Source organism: Corallococcus sp. AB011P (assembly GCF_003611605.1).
GTDB classification, from domain to species: Bacteria; Myxococcota; Myxococcia; order Myxococcales; family Myxococcaceae; genus Corallococcus; species Corallococcus coralloides.
In genome coordinates this window covers 203,685-223,165 of sequence record NZ_RAVX01000002.1, presented here as the reverse complement: position 1 = coordinate 223,165, position 19,481 = coordinate 203,685, and the positions used below count along the sequence as shown (strand labels likewise).

At 71.2% G+C, this 19,481-nt stretch carries 11 protein-coding genes; 7 read left to right on the top strand and 4 right to left on the bottom strand.

The features are described 5' to 3' along the window. Positions 1-7: 7 nt before the first annotated feature. Genes D7X30_RS42225 through D7X30_RS06155 form a run of 5 tightly spaced genes read left to right on the top strand, consistent with a single transcriptional unit; the run spans position 8 to position 4,832 of the window. Positions 8-169 (top strand): hypothetical protein, encoded by a 162-nt coding sequence (locus tag D7X30_RS42225; protein WP_164933141.1) that lies wholly within the window; start codon positions 8-10, stop codon positions 167-169. Beyond that, a complete protein-coding gene (locus tag D7X30_RS06170; RefSeq protein ID WP_014393984.1) occupies positions 169-396 on the top strand; it encodes a DUF350 domain-containing protein in 228 nt (75 codons plus the stop codon). The genes D7X30_RS42225 and D7X30_RS06170 overlap by 1 nt, the downstream gene beginning before the upstream one ends. 13 nt (positions 397-409) lie before the next feature. Further along, positions 410-1,906 (top strand): polyamine aminopropyltransferase, encoded by a 1,497-nt coding sequence (locus D7X30_RS06165; RefSeq protein ID WP_120561922.1) that lies wholly within the window; start codon positions 410-412, stop codon positions 1,904-1,906. Continuing rightward, positions 1,897-3,528, top strand: coding sequence for an FAD-dependent oxidoreductase (locus tag D7X30_RS06160; RefSeq protein WP_199724191.1), 1,632 nt, complete (start codon positions 1,897-1,899; stop codon positions 3,526-3,528). The genes D7X30_RS06165 and D7X30_RS06160 overlap by 10 nt, the downstream gene beginning before the upstream one ends. A 26-nt stretch (positions 3,529-3,554) precedes the next feature. Continuing rightward, entirely contained in the window at positions 3,555-4,832 is a 1,278-nt protein-coding gene (locus D7X30_RS06155; RefSeq protein ID WP_120561920.1) for a low specificity L-threonine aldolase, read from the top strand. Positions 4,833-4,907: 75 nt separating this feature from the next. Here D7X30_RS06155 and D7X30_RS06150 read toward each other — a convergent pair whose 3' ends face one another. Next, a complete protein-coding gene (locus tag D7X30_RS06150; protein ID WP_120561919.1) occupies positions 4,908-5,339 on the bottom strand; it encodes a cupin domain-containing protein in 432 nt (143 codons plus the stop codon). Between the two features lie 298 nt (positions 5,340-5,637). Then, the gene (locus D7X30_RS06145) at positions 5,638-9,768 is read right to left on the bottom strand and encodes a DUF3857 domain-containing protein (RefSeq protein ID WP_120561918.1); all 4,131 of its coding nucleotides are present in this window, start codon (positions 9,766-9,768) and stop codon (positions 5,638-5,640) included. Positions 9,769-9,996: 228 nt separating this feature from the next. On the opposite strand from D7X30_RS06145, the gene D7X30_RS06140 reads away from it, so the two are divergent. Continuing rightward, positions 9,997-11,139 (top strand): hypothetical protein, encoded by a 1,143-nt coding sequence (locus tag D7X30_RS06140; RefSeq protein WP_120561917.1) that lies wholly within the window; start codon positions 9,997-9,999, stop codon positions 11,137-11,139. Positions 11,140-11,152: 13 nt separating this feature from the next. Further along, positions 11,153-13,324 (top strand): bifunctional alpha,alpha-trehalose-phosphate synthase (UDP-forming)/trehalose-phosphatase, encoded by a 2,172-nt coding sequence (locus D7X30_RS06135; RefSeq protein ID WP_120561916.1) that lies wholly within the window; start codon positions 11,153-11,155, stop codon positions 13,322-13,324. 21 nt (positions 13,325-13,345) lie between these two features. Here the strand turns inward: D7X30_RS06135 and D7X30_RS06130 are convergent, their stop codons facing one another. After that, positions 13,346-15,637, bottom strand: a complete 2,292-nt coding sequence (locus D7X30_RS06130) for a hypothetical protein (RefSeq protein ID WP_199724190.1) — start codon at positions 15,635-15,637, stop codon at positions 13,346-13,348. A gap of 85 nt (positions 15,638-15,722) precedes the next feature. After that, positions 15,723-19,385 (bottom strand): DUF3857 domain-containing protein, encoded by a 3,663-nt coding sequence (locus tag D7X30_RS06125; protein ID WP_120561915.1) that lies wholly within the window; start codon positions 19,383-19,385, stop codon positions 15,723-15,725. Between the last annotated feature and the right edge of the window lie 96 nt (positions 19,386-19,481).

Here is a 19,481-nt window from a genome sequence, read left to right as displayed (position 1 = left end):
GTGGACGATGAGGTTCCTGGGCGGACTGGTGCTCGTGGCGTACGCGTGGGCCACCTATACGGGTTGGGCCCCATTCAGTGACGAGGAGCGCGGGCGGGTGACCGGCGACGTGAAGCGCGGTCCCGGCGGCGTGCTGCTGTGGACCGGTGGATTCATGGGAGGCAAGTGATGCTGTTGCTCGGAGTGGTGGTCACCCTGCAGGGAGTGCTGGCGAGCGTCATCTATTCGCTCATCGGCCTGGTGGTGTTCGTGGCCGGCTTCTACGTCATCCGCCTCATCCTGCCGTACGACGTGCACAAGGAAATCGAGGTCGACCAGAACACCGCGCTGGGCATCGTCATCGGCTCGTTCATCCTGGGTCTGGCCATCATCATCGCGGCGGCCATCAGCGGCTGAAACACGTGACGCTTTGAACAAGACGCTGCTCTTCCTCACCGTCCTCGTCATCGCGACGTGCGGGCTCATCTACGAGCTCATCGTCGGGACGCTCGCCAGCTATCTGCTGGGGGACAGCATCACCCAGTTCTCCACTGTCATCGGCGGCTACCTCTTCGCCATGGGCATTGGCAGCTACCTGTCGCGCTTCGTGGAGCGCGGGGTGGCCCAGCGCTTCGTGGAGATAGAGCTGGCCGTGGCCCTGTTCGGCGGGCTGTGCGCGCCGATGCTGTTCCTCACCTTCACGCTCACCAGCGTGTTCCCCGTGGTGCTGTACGGCACCGTGCTGCTCATCGGCACGCTGGTGGGGCTGGAGATTCCCCTCCTGCTGCGCATCCTGCAGGACCAGCTCAAGTTCAAGGACCTGGTCAGCCAGGTGCTGACGTTCGACTACCTGGGCGCGCTCGCGGCCAGCGTGGCCTTCCCGCTGCTGCTGGTGCCGAAGCTGGGACTGGTGCGCACGTCGCTCCTCTTCGGCCTGCTCAACGCGGGCGTGGGGCTGTGGAGCACGTGGCTGCTGGCGCCCGTGCTGGCCAACCCCGTGCGCCTGCGCATCAAGGCGGTGGCGCTGTGCGCGGGGCTGCTCGTGTGCTTCGCGATGGGGGACCGGCTCACCACGTTCTACGAGGACCAGCTCTACGCGGACGACGTCGTCCACGCCACGAGTTCCCCCTACCAGCGCATCATCGTCACGCGCGGCAAGCGGGGCTTCTCGCTGTTCCTCAACGGCAACCTCCAGTTCGCCAGCATCGACGAGTACCGCTACCACGAGTCCCTGGTGCACCCGGCCATGGTGCGCGCGCAGAAGGTGGAGCACGTGCTCATCCTGGGCGGCGGGGACGGGCTCGCGGCGCGCGAGGTGCTGAGGTATCCGGACGTGAAGTCCGTCACGCTGGTGGACCTGGACCCCGCCATCACCGGGCTCGCCACGAACTACCCGGAGCTGGCGGCGCTCAACCACCACGCCATGACGCACCCGAAGATGCGCGTCATCAACACGGACGCCATGCAGTTCCTGACCGAAGGCGCCAACGCCTGGGACGTCGTCATCGTGGACTTCCCGGACCCCAACAACTTCGCGCTGGGGAAGCTGTACACGACGGGCTTCTACAAGATTTTGAAGAGGCGCCTGGCGCCGGGCGGCGTGGCGGTCATCCAGAGCACCAGTCCGCTGTTCGCGCGGCGCTCGTTCTGGTGCGTGGAGACCACGTTGAAGGCGGCGGGCTTCTGGACGCAGCCGTACCACGCGCTGGTGCCGTCCTTCGGGGAGTGGGGCTACGTGATGGTGGCGCAGGAGCCGGCCAACCGCCACCGCCCGCTGCCGGAGGGGCTGGCGTTCCTGGACGAGGACACGCTGGAGGGGCTCACGCGCTTCTCTCCAGACATGGCCCCGCTGCCGGCGGAGGTGAACCGGCTGAACAACCAGGTGCTGGTGCACTACTACGAAGAGGAGTGGCGCAGGTGGAACTGACGCGGCGCGAGCTGGTGGCCGCGTTCCTGGGCGCCTCCGTGGCGAGCGCCTGTACGCGGCAGGCCGCTCGCGCGCCGGTGCCGGGCGCCATCGTGGACCGGGCGGTGGACACCGGTCACAAGTTGCGCACAGGGCCGCTGCCTCGCGCGCAGGAATTCGAACCGGTGGGCGTGTTGATTGTCGGCGCGGGCGCGGCCGGGCTGTCCGCCGCGTGGCGCCTGTCCGCCGCGGGCGTGAAGGACCTGCGTGTGGTGGAGCTGGAGGCGGAGGCCGGGGGCACGTCGCGTTCCGGCCGCAACGCCGTGTCCGCGTTCCCGTGGGGCGCGCACTACCTGCCGTCCCCCCTGGAGGACAAAGGGCCGGTGATGCGCCTGCTGCGGGAGATGGACGCCGTCACCGGCGTGGACGCGGAAGGGCACCCGTCGTTCGCGGAGGAGCTGCTCATCCAGGAGCCCGACGAGCGCGTCTTCTTCAAGGGCCACTGGTACGAAGGGCTGTACCTGCGCGCGGGCGCGAGCCCCGAGGACCTGGCGGAGCTGGAGCGCTTCGACACGAAGATGAATGCCTTCGCCGCCGCGCGCGACGCGAAGGGGCGCAAGGCGTTCGCGGTGCCGGTGGCGCTCTCCAGCGACGACGCGGAGTGGACCGCGCTGGACGCGCTGAGCATGGCACGGTGGATGGAGGCGGAGGGCTTCCGCTCGCCCCGGCTGAAGTGGTTCGTGGACTACGCGTGCCGCGACGACTACGGCACCACCTCCGAGCATGTCTCCGCCTGGGCGGGCATCTGGTACTTCGCCGCGCGGCAGAACGGGAAGGGTGAGCGCAGCGACGGCTTCCTGTCCTGGCCCGAGGGCAATGGCCGGCTGGTGAAGCAGCTGATGTCGTCGCTGGGCCCGCGCCAGTTGGAGACGCAGGTGCTGGTGCACACGGTGGAGCCGGGAGAGGACGGCTGCCGCGTGCACGCGCTGGATGCGCGCACCGGGGCGCCCCGGGCCTTCCATGCCCGGCAGGTGGTGCTGGCGTGCCCGCGCTTCGTCGCCGCGCACGTGGTGGCGCCCTGGCGCGAGGCTCGCCCCGGGTGGATGGACGCCTTCGTCTACAGCCCGTGGGTGGTGGCGAACCTGACGGTGTCCGCGCCACCGGCGTCGCGGGGCTTCCCGCTGGCCTGGGACAACGTCTTCTACGAGAGCCGGAGCCTGGGCTACGTGGTGGCCACGCACCAGTCGCTGCGCCAGGACGCGCGCGGGCCCACGGTGCTCACCTGGTACCTGCCCATGGCCGGCGCGGACGTGAAGGCGGAGCGCAATCAGGCCCTCTCCGCGACGTACGGGGACTGGGAGGCGCTGGTGATGGCGGACCTGTTGCCGGCGCACCCCGGGGTGGGCGCGCTCGCGCAGCGGCTGGAGGTGCAGCGCTGGGGCCACGCCATGGTGCGGCCCCAGCCGGGCTTCATTTGGGGCGAAGCTCGCCGCGCCGCGCAACAGAGCCTGGGGCGGCACCTGCACTTCGCGCACACGGACCTGGGCGGCATGGCCCTCTTCGAGGAGGCCAACTGGTTCGGCGTGCAGGCCGCGGAGCGGGCCCTGGCGGGAATGGGGCTCAAGAGCGCCAGTTGGTTGTAGCCATCCGAAGCGGGAGGGAAGGGCACATGAAGGACAGTCGCTTCAGCCGGGCGGAGTTCCTCGGACTCACCAGCCTGCTCGCGGGCTCCACGCTGTTCCCGGGACGGAGCGAGGCGGCTCCGGACGGGGGCACGCCGTCCCTGCGCACCGTCAAGTCGCCGGGGCTCAAGAGCGTCCCCGCGGCGGAGGCGGCCCCCAAGCCCGGCTCGCCGGCGGTCTCGGCGGCCGAGTACGAACAGCTGCGCAAGGGCTGCACCGCGTCGCTGCCGGTGAGCTCCACGTCCGACGACGGCGCGGAGTACGTGCGCATTGGCGAGTGGATGCAGCGCCAGAAGCTGTCCAGTGACTTCTACGGCAACGGCGACTTCGTGCAGGCCTTCGAGAAGAAGCTCGCGGACCTGCTGGGCTTCGAGGACGCGTGTTTCATGCCCACGGGCACCATGGCGCAGCTCATCGCGCTGCGCATCTACGCGGACGCAAGCAACGTGCGCACGGTGGGCGTGCACCCGTCGTCGCACCACGTGCTTCATGAGGACGACGCCTACTCCGTGCTGCACCAACTGCGCGCGGTGAACCTGGGCCCGTGGACACGGCCGCTCCTGGCGGAGGACGTGGCGAAGTCCCCCGACACGCTGGGAAGCGTCAGCGTGGAGCTGCCGGTGCGCTGGCTGGGCGGGCAGCTCCAGACGTGGGAGCAGCTCCAGGAGCTCAAGCGCACCTGCCGTGACAAGAAGGTGAAGCTGCACATGGACGGCGCGCGACTGTGGGAGAGCCAGCCCTTCTATGGCCGCTCCTACGCGGACATCTGCAAGGGCTTCGACTCCGTCTACGTGTCCTTCTACAAGATGGTGGGCGGCATCGGCGGCGCGATGCTGGTGGGCAACCGCGACTTCATCAAGGAGTCGCGCGTGTGGCGCCACCGGCACGGCGGCAACCTGTTCCACATGGCCCCGCTGGTGGCCTCCGCCGCCATGCGCTTCGACGCGGCGCTGGCCGCCATCCCCGGCTACGTGAAGCGGGCGAAGGCCATCACCACGCTCATCGCGGCGGACGCCCGCGTCACCGTGCTGCCGCAGCCCGTGCAGACGAACATGTTCCACGTGTTCCTGCGCGGCTCGCCCCAGGCCTACGTCAAGCAGCGCGACCGCATCGCGCGCGAGGACCGCGTCTGGGTGGCGGGGGGCTTCGGACAGACGCGCGTGCCCGGCGTCGTGTCCACGGAGCTGCAGGTGAGCGAGGGGCTGGGCTCCATCAGCGACGCCGACGCGGCCCGCGCCTTCCTGCGCCTGCTGGAGGCGGCCTGAAACGTCGGCCGCCTGCCCTGACGTCGGGTGTCAATGTCAGACACCCGACGTGTGAAACACAGCCGAGGCCGTACGTCAGGCCGCCTTCTTGACGCTGTACTGGGGCTCCTGCTCCTGCGCCTTCAGGAAGAACTCCGAGTCCAGCAGCATCACGATGCGGCCCTTGTCGTCGTGGAACGCGATGGGGCCGTGCGCGGTGAAGTGGATGAGCGACTCCTCCAGCGCGGTGGTGGACGGGTGCTCGGCGCCCAGCGGCTCGAACTCGTAGTCGCCCGCGCGGGTGATGCCCAGGCGGTCCTGCGTCGAGCCAGAGAGGATGAAGATCTCCGCCGGGCCCAGGTGCTTGTGCGGCGCGAAGACGGCGCCCTTCTCCATCTTCAGGATGGCGCTCCACACGCCCGTCTCCGCGCTCACGCGCAGCAGGCGGTAGGACGTTCCAGGACCGAGCGGCTTCCACTCGAGGTCGGCGGTGTGAACCAGTCCATTCATCATCGACATTTCGGACATGAAAGCCTCCACGGTCGGCCCTGCGTCTGTGTGTCTTCAGCCATGATAACGCCCAGGAAGGAAAACCTTGCAAGTTAGTCTCACGTGTCAGGTTGTTGTCTTTGAGCCACCCCTTTGTCTCAGGAAGATTCCACGGCGGCTGTCCGCCAGCGCCGCTGTCAGCCGCATTTTCTGATCAGGCAGAAAGCATCCGGTGGCTGCGGACCCATGTGGAAAACCGCATGGGCGGGCGGGCTCCACGGAGGTTGTGTGAGGCGGCCGCTCACTCCGTCCGGGTCGCGGTCGTGAGGGACGTGGCTCACCGGCCGCGATTGAGACGGGCCTGCGCCAGCCGGTGGAACGAGCGCGCGTCGGACGTGTCGTCGCGGGGAACCGCGCGATAGAGCGCTCGGGCCGCTTCCGTCAGCCCGAAGGACTCCGCGAGCCGGGCCTTCACGTAGACGAGGCCCGCGTCCGCCGGTGTGTCCGCGCCGCCCAGGTCCATGGCGTCGTCCACCAGCTTTCGTGCCTCCACCAGCTTGCCGGACTCCACCAGCAGGGCGGCGAGCAGGGCGGTGGGCGTCGTGTCTCCTTCCGCGCCCAGGCGCACGGCCTTCTGGGCCCACGCGATGTCCTCGGGCCTCACCCGGCCGCGGTGCAGCGCGGCCCAGGCCAGGGTCCGGTACGCGTCCGCCCCCGCGCCTCCCAGGTCCATCAGCTCACGCGTGGCTTCGTCCAGCCTCGCCCAGTCGCCCAGGTTCAGGGAGGCCAGCATCAGCGACTCGAAGCCCAGGCTGTCCGTGTGCAGCAGCCCGAGCCGGCTGTCGGACACCTGGCGCAGCTCCGCCCACCGGCCGCGCTCCGAGAGCATCTCGCGCTTGAGCCAGAAGGCATCCGCGGACTGCGGCACGTCCGAGCGCACCTCGTCCAGGATGACCTCGGCGTTCGGGCTCTGGCCGCTCGCCCGCATGGCCACCGCCAGCGCCATCATCAGCCGGTGCCGCTCCTCGCCCGATGCGTACTGCGCCTGGGCCCGCAGCGCGGCGAGGACTCGCGCGTCCCCCGTGCTCGCGCCCAGGTAGGCGCAGGCGGCGCGCAGGTGCGTCACGCCCTCCGCGCCGGAGAAGCCCCGCAGCGTGTTCGCGAAGGAGGCCAGCGGGGCCAGGCCCGACGGCTCCACCGCGCGGGTGTCCGCCACGGCCCACTCAATCCACACCAGGGCCTGCTTGAGCTTGCCGGCATCCAGCCAGCGCAGCGCCTCCGCTCCCAGCGGGCGCGGATCCGTCACCGAGCCCAGCAGGCGCAGTTGGTTGCTCTCATTCACGATGTACCAGGCGTCCTCGTACACCTGCGCGCCCAGCAGGAACTTCAGCCGCACCCGGTAGCCGATCTTCTCCTGGCCCTCCACCTTGAGGTCGAGCGCGGCCACCGCGAGGTCCGCCATGGAGGACTCGCCCACGGTGTCCAGGGAGGTCCGCGCGAAGCGCGTGGCCTGGGCCTGGAGCAGCTCCAGCTTGCGGTCCAGCGTGCTGTCCTCGCGGTCGCGGTTGGACAGCAGGGGGCGGATGGTGGCCTTGAACTCCTTCGCGTCGCGCGCCGTCCAGGCCGCCTTGACGATGCGGCGCACCAGCGCCTCCGGCCCCTTCTCCTCCTTCGTGTTCTTGCCGTCGCGGGCGTTCTTCGCCAGCTCCAGCTGGAACTGGCGGTCCGGATCGTAGGCGCCCTTGAGCGCCGCCTCGAAGAGCTTCACCGCGTCGCCCGCCCGGCCCCGCGTGAGCAGGTGGTTGCCCGCGAGCGCCAGCGCCTGACGGCGCTCATCCGGCCCCTCGAACTCGAGGTCCGCCGCCGCGATGGCCTCCGGGATGCCCTGGCGTTCCGCCGTGATCATCACCAGCACCTTCGCCCGCAGGTCGGAGGGCGCGGCCTTGCGCGCGGCCTCCAGCGCCTCTGCGGTGGCGCCCGAGCGGAACAGGGCCGCGATGAGCCGGTCATCCACGTCCTGGGCGTGCAGGTCATCGCGCAGGTGGCGCCAGGTGGCCACCGCCTCGGTGAGTGGCGCGCCCCGGCCGAAGTGCTCGCCCTCGCGGTTGTGCTCCAGCAGGTCCGCCAGGAGCGCGTTCGCGGCGATGTTGTCCGGCTCCAGCGCGATGGCCTTGCGGCATGCCGCCACCGCGCCCTCCAGGTCCGCGCCCGGCCGCAGCCGCTGGCCCTGCGCATCATGCTGAAGGACCCACGCGAGCACGTGGTGGACCAGCGGCGAGGACGGCCGCTGCTCCACGGCCCGGCGTGCCTCGCTGCGGGCCTGCTCGCCAAAGCCCAACCGCAAGAGCGTGCCGGCGTAGCGCGCGCGCACCTGCGCCGAATCCGCGCGCGACGTGAGCCGCTTCTCGTAGAGGTCCAGGCCGTCCTTCACCCGCCCCGCCTCCACCAGCCGGGCGCCCCGGTCCTCGAACTCCACCGCCAGCGGTGCCCGGTGCGCGAACGTGGCCAGCGCCGTGCGGAAGGCCGTCACCTCGTCCGGGGTGTAGCGGCGCTTCACGGTGTCGAAGCGGAAGGTGGCGGTGAGGCCGCCGTCGGACTCGCGCGTGTAACCCAGCACGAGCGTGGCGGGCCCCAGGGACAGCGTCTCGTCGCGAGGGACGGTCCGCACGCCGAAGCCCTGGGGTGGGCGCAGGCGGTAGCGCACCTCCGCGCGGTAGGCCACCGGGAGCACCAGGTCCGCCTTGCGCTTCGCGGGCAGGGCGGGCTTGCGGCCCAGCTCGTCCGGCAGCAGCTCCCGCACGTCATCCAGGGAGTCCGGCAGCCAGGCCAGGGGCGAGTCGAGCCGCAAGGGGACGCGCGCGCTGCGCCAGCCCGTGGTGGCGAAGCGCGCGGACGCGACGTCCAGCTCCAGCCGGAAGGGGCCGGTGCCCTCCTCCAGCGACGTGTGCTTCATGCCCTCCAGGGTGCCCTGGTACTGCGCGGTGGCCAGCGCCTCCAGGTTGCGGCGCAGGTCGTCCGGACGCACCGCGCGCAGCATGCGGCGGTACTGCACCGCCAGCGAGCCCGACAGCTCGCGCGTCTCCTTCACGCGGGCCGGGCCCTCGTCGGACAGCTCCACGGTGCGGGTGAAGAGGGCGGTGTTCGCCGAAGGGGGCGCCTCGTCGATGACGGTGAGCCCCTGGGTGTCCTGCGCGGCCACCAGCGCGTGGCGCCCCTGCAGCTCCGGGGCGAGCATCCCGGCCTCCGCGCCTGGATCCGTGGGGTCGATCCAAAGGGCGGGCGTGCCGGGGACGTGGACGATGGCGTGATTGAAGAAGCCCATGCCCGGAAGCTCCGGCACGTCCTCGCGCCCGGAGCGCACCAGCGCCACGTGGGCGGGGATGCCCGCGCCGCGCAGCAGGCCCACGAGCAGCGTGGACATCTCCTTGCAGTCTCCGTACTGGCGCGCGAGCACCTGCTTCGGCGGCGCGGGGACGATGGCGGCGGCGCCGAACTCCAGGCCCGTGTAGCGCACCGACTCCCGCACCTCCTCCAGCAGCCGCTGCGCCACGACGCGGCGGTCCTTGGAGCCCTTCGCGAGCGCGCGGGCCCGGCCCTGGAGCGACGCGCCGTCCAGCTGCTGCTCCACGATGGCGTCATAGGCCCGGGCCACCTCGTTCCAGGAGCGGCCCGTGGAGAAGGCCACGTGCGGCTGGAAGGCCTGGGCCGCGGGCAGGTCCGCCTCCAGCGCCGTCACGGCGGCGTAGGGGCCGCCCTCGAAGCTCAGCCGCTTGCGGTCGGACTGGTGCTGCGGCAGCGGCTCCAGCGGCAGTCCCTGGACGCGCAGCGCGAGCTGGGTGCTGGGGGCCACGTCGATGGCCAGGCGCACCTTGCGCACGGGCACCGGGCTGGCGAAGTAGAAGTGCGTGACGACGCCCGCGTCGAAGAACGCCTGCGTGTCCTCCACCACCGACTCCATCTCCACGATGCTGCCGGGCCGGAGCGAGGGCAGCGGCGCGCGCAACGCGCGGGTGTCGCTGTAGACGTCCGGCGCCGAGTCCTCCACGGGCGCGTCGTGCAGCGTCCCTTCATCCAGCGGGTGCTCCTTCCCATCCGGCGTGATGACGCGGGCGCGGAGGACGGGGCGCTGCTGGCGCCAGGGGGACCACTCGGCGCGGGCCTCGGCCCACTGGCGCACGCCCGCGGCGGTGAGGATGCGGAAGACGTTGCGGTGGGTGGTGCGCCAGCGGTGGGGCCCCAGCTCCTGGTAGTTGCCTTCCCGCAGCAGAACCTCCACATCGCCGCCCCCGGCGGGCGCGGGCAGCTTCGCGGCGCTGGCGGCCATGGCGGAGGCGGACGCAGTGAAGGCCGGCCCTTCCCAGGGCAAGGCACGCTCGGCGCCCAGGGCGGGAAGCGCGGCGAGGAGCAGGCAGAGCAGCGTGGCGGACGTCGCGTTCCGGCGGGCCGGAACCGGTGAGGCATTGCGCATGGGCGTGGGAGCGCGCCCTTCCAGACGGGAACCGGCGGAGAGGGAGACGCGCGGCGCAAAGCCTAACGAATCACCCGTGCGGAATGACACGCACGCGCCGTCATGGCCGCGAGCGGTTTGCGCCTCAATGACTGCTCAGATGCAAGGGATTGGATGAATACCGTGTAAATCAGGTGGGTGCGTCAGGACCGGGGAGGACCGGAAGAGTGCGCTAATCTCCCGGCCCCGATGCCCCGTCTCCTCTCGCCCGCGCAGGCCTGGCTGTTCGGCCGTGGCGTGGACCTCACCGTGTTCGCCGGCAGCGCGCTCGTGTCCGTGGCCTTCGTGCTGGCCGCGCCGTGGCTGGGCGTGGTGGGGGACACGCCCGCGTGGGCGTGGCTCTTGTTCGTGGTGGGCATGGACGTGGCGCACGTCTGGTCCACGCTGTTCCGCACGTACCTGGACGGTGAAGAGGTATCGAGCCGCCCGGGGCTCTACGTGGGCGCGCCGCTCGCCGCGTACACGGCGGGCGTCTTCGCGTACATGGTGTCTCCCGGCGCGTTCTGGAGCCTGTTCGCGTACGTGGCGCTCTTCCACTTCATCCGCCAGCAGTACGGCTGGGTGGCGCTCTACGACCGCAAGGCGCGGGCGTCCGCCTTCGAGCGGCGCCTGGATGCCGCGGCCGTCTACGCCGCCACGCTGGGCCCCGTCGTGTGGTGGCACGCGAACCTGCCCCGCGCCTTCTGGTGGTTCGTGGAGAACGACTTCCTCTCCGGCCTGCCGCGGTGGATGGGCACCGCGGCGCTGGGGGCGCACGCGGCGGTGCTCACGCTGTGGGCCGGCTTCCAGGTCCTGCGCATCGCGCGGGGCGAGGGCGTGCAGGCCGGCAAGGTGCTGCTGGTGGTGGCCACGTGGGTGGCGTGGTTCGGCGGCATCGTGCTGGCGCGGGACGACTTCGCGTTCACGGTGATGAACGTGGTGCTGCACGGCGTGCCGTACTTCGCGCTGCTGTTCCGCTACGCACGCGGGCGCCACGCGGAAGGGGGCTTCGGCGATTGGGGCGTGCTCCTGCGCGCGGGGCTGCCGGGCTTCCTGCTGTTCCTCGCGGGACTTGCGCTGCTGGAGGAGGGGCTGTGGGACGTGCTGGTGTGGCACGACCGTCCGGTGTTGTTCGGCGACAGTGGCCCCGTCCTGGAGGCGGATGTGCTGGCGCTCGTGGTGCCGCTGCTTGCGCTGCCGCAAGCCACGCACTACGTGCTGGACGCCTTCATCTGGAAGGCTGGCAGGGAGCCCGCGCTGCTGGTCCGGCTCGGCTGGGCACGAGCGGGCCCGGGGCCCTCAAACGTCGGCCAGGCGCACAAGGTGGTAGCCATTCCCGGAAGGGGTGAATAGAGCTAGTGGGTCTATGGCTCGACTCCTGCTCGTCTCGAACCGTCTTCCCGTCACCGTCAAGACGGAGAAGGATTCCGTCTCCGTGGTGCGCAGCGCCGGGGGGCTCGCCACCGGCCTCAGCCGCCCGCACGAGCGCTCCGGGGGCATGTGGATCGGCTGGCCCGGGGATGTCTCCCGCCTGACGGACGCCCAGCGCGCGCAGGTGGAGAAGCAGCTGGCGGACCTGCGCTGCGTGCCGCTGTACCTGTCCGCCAGCGAGGTCAGCCGCTTCTACGAGGGCTACTCCAACCGGGTGCTCTGGCCGCTGTGCCACTACATGCTGGACCGCGTCCCCCGGCAGGACCGGGACTGGGACGCCTACCGCAAGGCGAACGAGCGCTTCGCCGACCTGGCCGCGAAGCACTACCAGCCGGGCGACACCATCTGGGTGCACGACTACCAGCTCATGCTGGTGCCCGGGATGTTGCGCCAGCGCCTGCCGCAGGCGCGCATCGGCTACTTCCACCACATCCCGTTCCCATCGTCTGAAATCTTCAGCACGCTGCCCCGGCGCGGAGAGCTGCTCAAGGGCCTGCTGGGCGCGGACCTCATCGGCTTCCACGCGGTGAGCTACGTGCGGCACTTCTCCGGCACGCTGCTGCGGCACCTGGGGTTGGACACGGACATCGACCGCGTCCTCTTCCAGGGGCGCGAGGTGCGCGTGGGCGCCTTCCCCATGGGCATCGACGCCACCGCCTTCGAGACGCTGGCGCGCGAGCCCGCGGTGCTGGACGAGGTGAAGACGCTCCAGGAGCGCGCCCGCGGCGAGCGGCTGCTCGTGGGCATCGACCGGCTGGACTACACCAAGGGCATTCCCCGGCGCCTGCTCGCGGTGCAGCGCGTGCTGGAGCGCCAGCCGTCCCTGCGCGGGCGCCTGCGCTTCATCCAGGTGGCCGTGCCCAGCCGCACGCAGGTGCAGGCGTATGCCGAGTACCGCGAGACGGTGGACGAAATCGTGGGCCGCATCAACGGCCTCTACGGCACCGTGCACAGCACGCCCGTGCACTACCTCTACCGCTCGCTCAACGAGAAGCAGCTGGTGAGCCTCTATCGCGGCGCGGACGTGATGCTGGTGACGCCCGTGCGCGACGGCATGAACCTGGTGGCCAAGGAGTTCTGCGCGGCCCGGCCGGACGAGGACGGCGTGCTGGTGCTCAGCGAGTTCGCGGGCGCGGCGTCGGAGATGCGCGACGCGCTGCTGGTGAACCCCTACGACGTGGAGGGCATGGCGGACGCCATCGAGCAGGCGCTGGAGATGCCCGGCCCCGAGCGCCAGGCGCGCATGCGCTCCCTGCGCGCGGGCGTGAAGACGCGGGATGTGCACTGGTGGGTGGCCAGCTTCCTGGACCGGCTCCAGGGGCTTGCTTCCGTGGAGGAGAAGCCGCCGCTGCCGGACGGCATGCTCGCCGTGGACAAGCTGAAGGGTCCGGGCCGCAAGGTGCTCTTCCTGGACTACGACGGCACGCTCGTGGGCTTCGCCTCATTGCCGGAGCTGGCCGCGCCGGACCCGGAGTTGATGACGCTGCTGAAGGAGCTGTGCGCCCGGCCGGACCTGTCCGTGCACATCGTGAGCGGCCGCCCGCGCGACACGCTGGACGCGTGGTTCGGCGAGCTGCCCGTGGGGCTGCACGCGGAGCACGGCCTGTGGTCGCGCATGCGGCGGGGGCAGCCGTGGCAGGCGCTGCCGGGCGTATCCTTCGAGTGGAAGCCGAAGGTGAAGCCCGTGCTGGACGCGTTCGCGGCGCGGGTGACGGGCTCGTTCGTGGAGGAGAAGACGGCGTCGCTCGCGTGGCACTACCGCAAGGTGGACGCGGAGTTCGGCGCGCTCCAGGCGCGTGAGCTGCGCCTGCTGCTCTTCGAGAAGTTCTCCCAGGAGCCCATGCACATCCTGCCCGGCGACCGGGTGGTGGAGGTGCGGCCCCGGGGCGTCAACAAGGGCCGCGTGGTGCCGGAGGTGCTGAAGGAGGAGTCGCCGGACGTGCGCGTGGTGGCCATGGGCGACGACGTCACCGACGAGGACCTGTTCGCCGCGGTGCCCCCGGGCAGCATCACCGTGCACGCGGGCAACAAGCACACGCGCGCGGCGTACCGCGTGGAGGGGCCGCCGGAGGTGCGGCGGTTCCTGAAGGCGCTGCTCGGGAAGTAGCCGCGGGGCGCCCCGTGGGCTTCAGAGGTTGAAGCCCACGTTGCCCACGGAGATGCTGGGTCCGAAGATGAAGGACCACTTGCTGGAGGGCACCACGGTGTCGGTGGTGGGGTCTCCGTTGGTGCGCCGGGTGATGTCGCCCCGGAACTCGCGGGCAATCCACGCCTGCGCGCCCACCGCCGCGCCCGGGCCGATGGGGACTCGCAGGCCCAGGCCCAGCACGGCCGCCAGCGTGGGCGGGAACTGGATGTCCCCGGACTGCGGCACCAGGCCCAGGCCCATCAGGCCCATCTCGATGCCCAGCAGGCGCTCCTGGCCTTCGTTGTTGAGCAGCGCCAGTCGCGACAGCACGCCGAAGTTGATGGCCAGCTGTCCCGTGGGCTGCGTCGCGCGGTAGAGGCCCGCGGGGATGGTGGCCATGGTGTAGAGGCGGAACATGCCGCCGCGCACGATGGCGGTCCACTGCGCGGACGGCAGGCCCGTGCGGTCCACCGTGGAGAGGGCGTAGCGGGATTCATCCGCGACGTGCGCCACCTGCACGAGGATGCGGTCGTACTGGCCCAGGTTGCCCTGCACGGGGATGACGCGCATCTCACCCTTGGGCCGCAGGAACAGGCGTTGATCCACGCTGCTCTCGCCCCGGATGGAGTTGTCGGACTTCGTCACGGTGATGCGCAGGGTGATCTCCTGGTTGCCCTCCTCCGGCGTGAGGCGCTCGCGGTGGACGACGACGCGGCAGGTGTTGCGCATGGCGTAGTCCAGCCGGTGCGGGCGGCTGGGCGAGAGCCGCTCGTCGTTGCCCTCCTTGTCCGCGCAGATGAACTCCACCAGGTTCTCCACGTTGGTGGGCACGCTGGCTTCACGCACCGCGCGCTGCACGCGCTCGTCGGTGAGGAACAGGTCGGACGTGGCCAGCTCCGCCGGCAGCGTGGGCAGCCGGTAGCCGAAGCGCAGCGACACGAAGCCGCCCGAGGTGGCCTCGCCCTGGATGAGCGTGGCGGACTCGCGCATCGTCACGGTGTAGGCCCCGCCCAGCGGGCGCAGCACGAAGCGGCCCAGGCCGCCGTTGGACGCCACCGTCACCTCCGCGGGGCGGTTGGTGGGCACGAAGTCGATGGCGCCGTGGCCGGGCAGCTCCAGGGTCGCGCGGGGGACGGGCGCGGCCTGGGTGTCCGCCGTGTCCGACGCCACCACCGTGCCATCCACGCGTGACGTGATGGCGGTGACGGTCACCTGCGGCTCGTTGGTTCCGCTGGTGCGCAGGAGCACGTACGTGCCGTCCTGCGCCTTCACCACTCGCTCCACCCGCACGCGCGCGCCGTTCACCGTCCACAAGAGGCCGCGCGGGTCGTGCGCGCAGGACGCGTCCAGGCGCATCACCAGCCCGGAGTTCTCCGCGTCGCGCAGCACCGTGCCCTCCACCGCGGAGATGGGGCACGCGAGCACGGGCAGCGTCTCCGAGAAGGACGTCTCCAGCGCGTCGCCCTTCGCGAAGAACACGCGCGGCACCAGCCGCAGACGCAAGTTCACCGTGGGGTTCAGTCCCGGCACGTTGCGGATGGACACGGCGCCTTCGGTCACCTCGCAGCGCGCGGTGCCGCAGTCCACGGACGCGATGGCCTCCGAGTGCGTCACCGCCGCGTAGCCAGGGCCCTTGGACAGGTCCACGCCGGAGGACTGCACCAGGGGCCGCGTGAGCACGGTGCGGCCGGGGCGCAGGCGGAAGTATTCGTCGTCCAGGAAGCGCCCGTTGGCGTCGTACGTCGCCACGTCCGCGCCCCGGCGGCCGTAGGCGGGGACCCAGAACAGCGTCGCGTCCGTGGGCAGGCCGGGCGCCAACGGGACGGCGCACTCGTTGGGGGCGTTGGGCTCCAGACAGAAGTCCTGGCCGTCCACGGAGGCCGTCTTCGGATCCACGCCCCGGGGTGTCCCGGACCAGGCGATGGCCACGTTCTTCAGGCCGGTGCCCTTGAGCTCCAGGCGCCCGTCGTCCGGGTAGAACGTGGTGGAGGCGCTGTCGATGCGCGGGAAGGGCCCGGTGGCCACCACCACCACGGTGTCGGTGGCCGTGGCGCAGGAGGCCTCGTCCGCGGCGACCTTCAGCTCCAGCGTGCGGCTGGTGTCATCCGCGCGCGTGGGCGGCTTGAGCGTGCGGCCCTCCAGCACCCAGCCGCCGCGCACGGGGCCGCACAGCACGCCCTTGGGGATGACCTCCACCGCCCGTCCACCTTCGGGGAGCTGGACGACGGGGCCGGCGGTGGCGACCGTCGCCACCAGCAGGCAGCCAAGGACAAGCGCGCGTGCAGGGTGCATGCATCTGCTTAAGCACGGAGGGCCGCGTCCGGGTCAAGCCCTCCGTGCTGATGCGACACCAGGCAGGCGCCGCGAGTGTCCGCGATTACCGCGAAGCCGTCTTCTGCCCCGGCCCCTGGAGCAGGATGCGGCGGCCGAAGGCGCGGTCCACCCGGCCCAGGAACTCACGGAACTGGGGGTACTCGTCCGCCTTGATGCGGGCGACGGAGAGGGCCACCTCGCCGTCCGCGACGAGCGCGCCGTTCTCCACGCGGTAGCTGAGCTTCACGCGGCCGAACTTCGTGGTCTCCTCCACCGCCTGCGGCATCTCCGCCACGGTGTAGCCGCCGGGCAGCGTGTAGCGCAGCTTGAAGGTGTTCACCCAGGGGCTGGACATCACCAGGTCGAAGCGGCGCTCGGCGAGCGACGCGTACGCCTGCTGATACGTGCGCCCCGTGCCGAAGGGCAGGAAGCGCAGGCTGCCGCCGGGCAGCACCTCCGCGTAGCGCGGGATGCCCATGTTGAAGTCCAGCGTCACGTCGTCATCCAGGCGGGTGGTGTCGCTGAGCTTCACCTCGCGCACGGTGAGGCCGGGGAAGCTCTGGGCCCAGGCGCGCTCGAAGGTGGACTTGCGCGTGGACTCCGGGCGGTAGGCGCGGCGGTAGTCCGGCGCGGACTGGCCGGACACGCTGCTCTGGCCCTTCACGTCCGCGCCGCCGTCAGGCCGCAGCGCCACGTCCATGGCCAGCGTCGTCTTGTTGTCCTCGGCCTTCGCCTCCGGCGTGGTGAGGAAGTTGCTCGTCCCGTTGGGGTCCACCACCAGCACGTTGGCCACGCGGTCCGCGGAAGGAAGCTCCTTGGCGCCGTGGAACTCCGCCGTGCCGTCCAGGTACAGGTCGAACTTGGGCACGTACGCGATGGCGTGGTTGAAGGCCGCCAGCGACGCGGGCTCCGCGTCCAGCGCGCCCAGGTTGCGCATGCGCAGGAGCACCAGCCGGCTGTCCACGCCCGCCACCTTCAGCATGGAGTGGATGAGGCTCGCCTTGTCCTTGCAGTCGCCGAAGCGGCGCGCGAGCACGCGGTCGACTCTGTAAGGCTTGAAGCCGTGGATGCCGAACTCCAGCGCCACGTAGCGGGTGTTGGTGACGACGAAGGAGTAGATGGCGCGCACCACGGCCAGCTGGTCCTTGCGGTCCACGCCGGTGAGCACCTGGTCCACGGTGGTCTTCAGCTCCGCGTTGGGCTGGAGCTGGTCGCGCACCAGGCCCCACCAGTAGTGGCCCACCTGGTCCCACGTCTTGTACGTGGAGATGTGCAGGTTCTGGGCGACCTCCGCCCAGCCCGGCATGCCCGGCTCCGGCACCACCTTGGAGACGTGCTTCGCGCCGAAGCGGTACACGTTGCGGCCGGACTCGGGGGACTCCTGCTGCTGGTCCACGCCGGCCAGGCGGCTCTTGTTCCAGTACAGCGGCCGCTCCTTGGGCATGTCCACGACGTACTGGAAGCGCACCTTCGGGTAGACGCCCTGCACGCTCTCCACGTCGCCCCAGTAGTCCGACAGCAGGTTGTCCTGCGCGGTGTCGTCCAGGCGGTAGGTGAGCTCCAGCGTGTCACCGGCGGCCAGCGACGGGAACGACAGGATGCGCGCGCGGGCGTCGTAGTACATGCCCGTCCACGGCTCGTTGATGTTGCGGTCCGCGTCGCCGTAGCTGTCCACCACGGAGCCGTCCGGCTTCGTCACGCGGGCGCGCAGCACACGCACCTCCTGGCGGTCCGGCGAGTACGTCACCGGCACGCTGCGGAACGCGTCCACGCCGCGCTGGTTGTACACGCGCACCACCATCTGCTGCATGCGGCTGGACAGGCCGCTCTTCTGCACGCGCACGTAGGTGTTGTCCACGAGGTACAGAGCGTCCTCGTGCACGTAGCCCTCGGCCTCCTTGGACAGGGGCTTGGCGTCCACCAGGTACTGGGTGCCCGCGCTCTCGGACTCACCCTTGAGCGTGCGCAGGGCCTCCTTGAGGCCGGGGTTCTGCGGGCGCAGCGCCAGCGACTTCTCGAAGGCGGCCAGGGCGGGCTCGCGTTGGCCCGCGGCGAGCAGCGCGCGGCCCTCGCGCTCGTAGACCTCCGGCTCGTCCGGGGAGAGCGCCTTGGCCTCCGTGAAGAGGGCGGTGGCCTCCTCCACGGCGCCGTTGGCGGCCTTGAGCTCCGCCAGCCGCACGCGGCTGCCGTTGTCGAAGGGGTTCAGGTCGGTGAGCTTCGCGTACTCGCGCTCGGCGGCGTCCACCTTGCCCGCGTCCGCGAGCATGGAGGCCAGCTGGCGGCGGGTATTGGAGTCGTCGTAGCGCAGCGCCAGCACCACGCGCATGCGGTCCATGGCCTCCTGGGCGCGGCCCAGCTGACGGGACGCCGCGGCGGCCACGCGCACCACTCGGGGCACGCGCGGCTGCTGGCGGAAGGCCTCTTCAATCAGCGCGTGCGCCCGGGCACGCTCGCCCAGTCCTTCCGCCGCGCGGGCGAGCAGGAGCCGTGCGCCCGGCACGTTGCGGCCGTCCTCCACCTCCAGGATGGGGGCGAGCAGCGACTGCACGCGCTCCGGGTGGCCGCGGTCCATCTCATGGTCCGCCAGCGCCAGGCGCGCGGGGGCGTAGGTGGGGTCCGCCTTCACGGCGGCCTCCAGGAAGCGGCGGCGCTCGTTGAGGTCGTCCGTCTGGGTGTTGGCGGCCAGGACCTGGAGGCGCGCGTCGTTGGGGGCGTTCTCCGCCGCGAGCGCGGCCTCGGCGCTGGCGGTGTGCTCGCGCTCGTCATACGCGCGGAAGAAGGACAGCACCTGGGCGTAGTCGCCGCGCAGGGCCGCGTCGTCCGGGTTCTTCTCCACCAGCGCGCGCAGCGAGGAGGTCAGCGTGGGCAGGGGCTGCGGCGCGGGCGCGGGCATGCGCTCCAGGGCGGGGGCCTTGGCGGGCAGCGAGGCGCGGGCGGAGGCCGTCTCCGAGCGCAGGTAGAAGCCCAGCGGACCGGACTCCTGGCACACCTTCACCAGCACGCGGTTGAGGCCCTTCTTGAGCTTCACCGACACGCGCGTCTGGTCCGGGCGCGGCAGGTTGTAGCGGTCCTCCTTGGACGCCAGCTGCCCGTTCACCCACAGGCGGTAGCCGCCGGAGGTGCCCAGGGCCAGCGGCACGCGCGTGTCCTGGGGCACTTCCAGCCAGGTGAGCGCGTACGCCACGGACTCCTTGTTGGGGCGCACGGCGGTGGCCAGGTCCACGTAGCCGTCCGCGGACGTGACGGACAGCTTGCGCCAGGTGGCCTCGTGGCCCTTGGCGCCGGGGTAGCGCGCGGTGAGGTCCAGGTTGGCGGCCTCCGGACCGAAGTCCGTGTCGCAGCCGGCCTTGCCTTCGTTCTCGAAGCCGCCCACGACGTAGTAGTCGTTGACGAAGCCCAGCCACTGGCGGACCTCGTTGGCGCGCACCATCCGGCCGCGCGAGCGCTCCGCGTCCATGAGCAGGATTTGGGCGGTGGTGCGCGTGTTCACGTCCGACGTGCGGCGCGACGCAATCTGCTGGTAGGTGCTCACCAGCGGGGTGAGGTCCTCCACGTCATCCACCAGCGCGTGCATGCGCAGGAGTGCGGCGCCGCCGCGTGGCGAGTTGGCGGCCTTGACGGCCTCGGCCGCGTACTCGCGGGCCCGGTCGTCCGCGTTCGGCTTCGCGAGCCCCAGCACGGGGCAGGTGAGCACGACAAGTGCGGCCAGCGATGTGAAACGCGACATCCGTTCTCCTCGAAGTTCGACGGCGCCCGGGGGCAGGCAGGGGGCGATGACGCCAGTGAACAGGCGGACCCGTCACGGCCTTCCCCTGCATGCGGC

Excerpts from the sequence above, each read along its gene's own strand:
- D7X30_RS06150 (WP_120561919.1), bottom strand. The coding sequence starts at position 5,339 with ATGTCCGAAATGTCGATGATGAATGGACTGGTTCACACCGCCGACCTC.
- D7X30_RS06145 (WP_120561918.1), bottom strand. The coding sequence starts at position 9,768 with ATGCGCAATGCCTCACCGGTTCCGGCCCGCCGGAACGCGACGTCCGCC.
- D7X30_RS06130 (WP_199724190.1), bottom strand. The coding sequence starts at position 15,637 with ATGCACCCTGCACGCGCGCTTGTCCTTGGCTGCCTGCTGGTGGCGACG.
- D7X30_RS42225 (WP_164933141.1), top strand. The coding sequence starts at position 8 with ATGAGGTTCCTGGGCGGACTGGTGCTCGTGGCGTACGCGTGGGCCACC.
- D7X30_RS06140 (WP_120561917.1), top strand. The coding sequence starts at position 9,997 with ATGCCCCGTCTCCTCTCGCCCGCGCAGGCCTGGCTGTTCGGCCGTGGC.
- D7X30_RS06170 (WP_014393984.1), top strand. The coding sequence starts at position 169 with ATGCTGTTGCTCGGAGTGGTGGTCACCCTGCAGGGAGTGCTGGCGAGC.
- D7X30_RS06155 (WP_120561920.1), top strand. The coding sequence starts at position 3,555 with ATGAAGGACAGTCGCTTCAGCCGGGCGGAGTTCCTCGGACTCACCAGC.
- D7X30_RS06135 (WP_120561916.1), top strand. The coding sequence starts at position 11,153 with ATGGCTCGACTCCTGCTCGTCTCGAACCGTCTTCCCGTCACCGTCAAG.
- D7X30_RS06125 (WP_120561915.1), bottom strand. The coding sequence starts at position 19,385 with ATGTCGCGTTTCACATCGCTGGCCGCACTTGTCGTGCTCACCTGCCCC.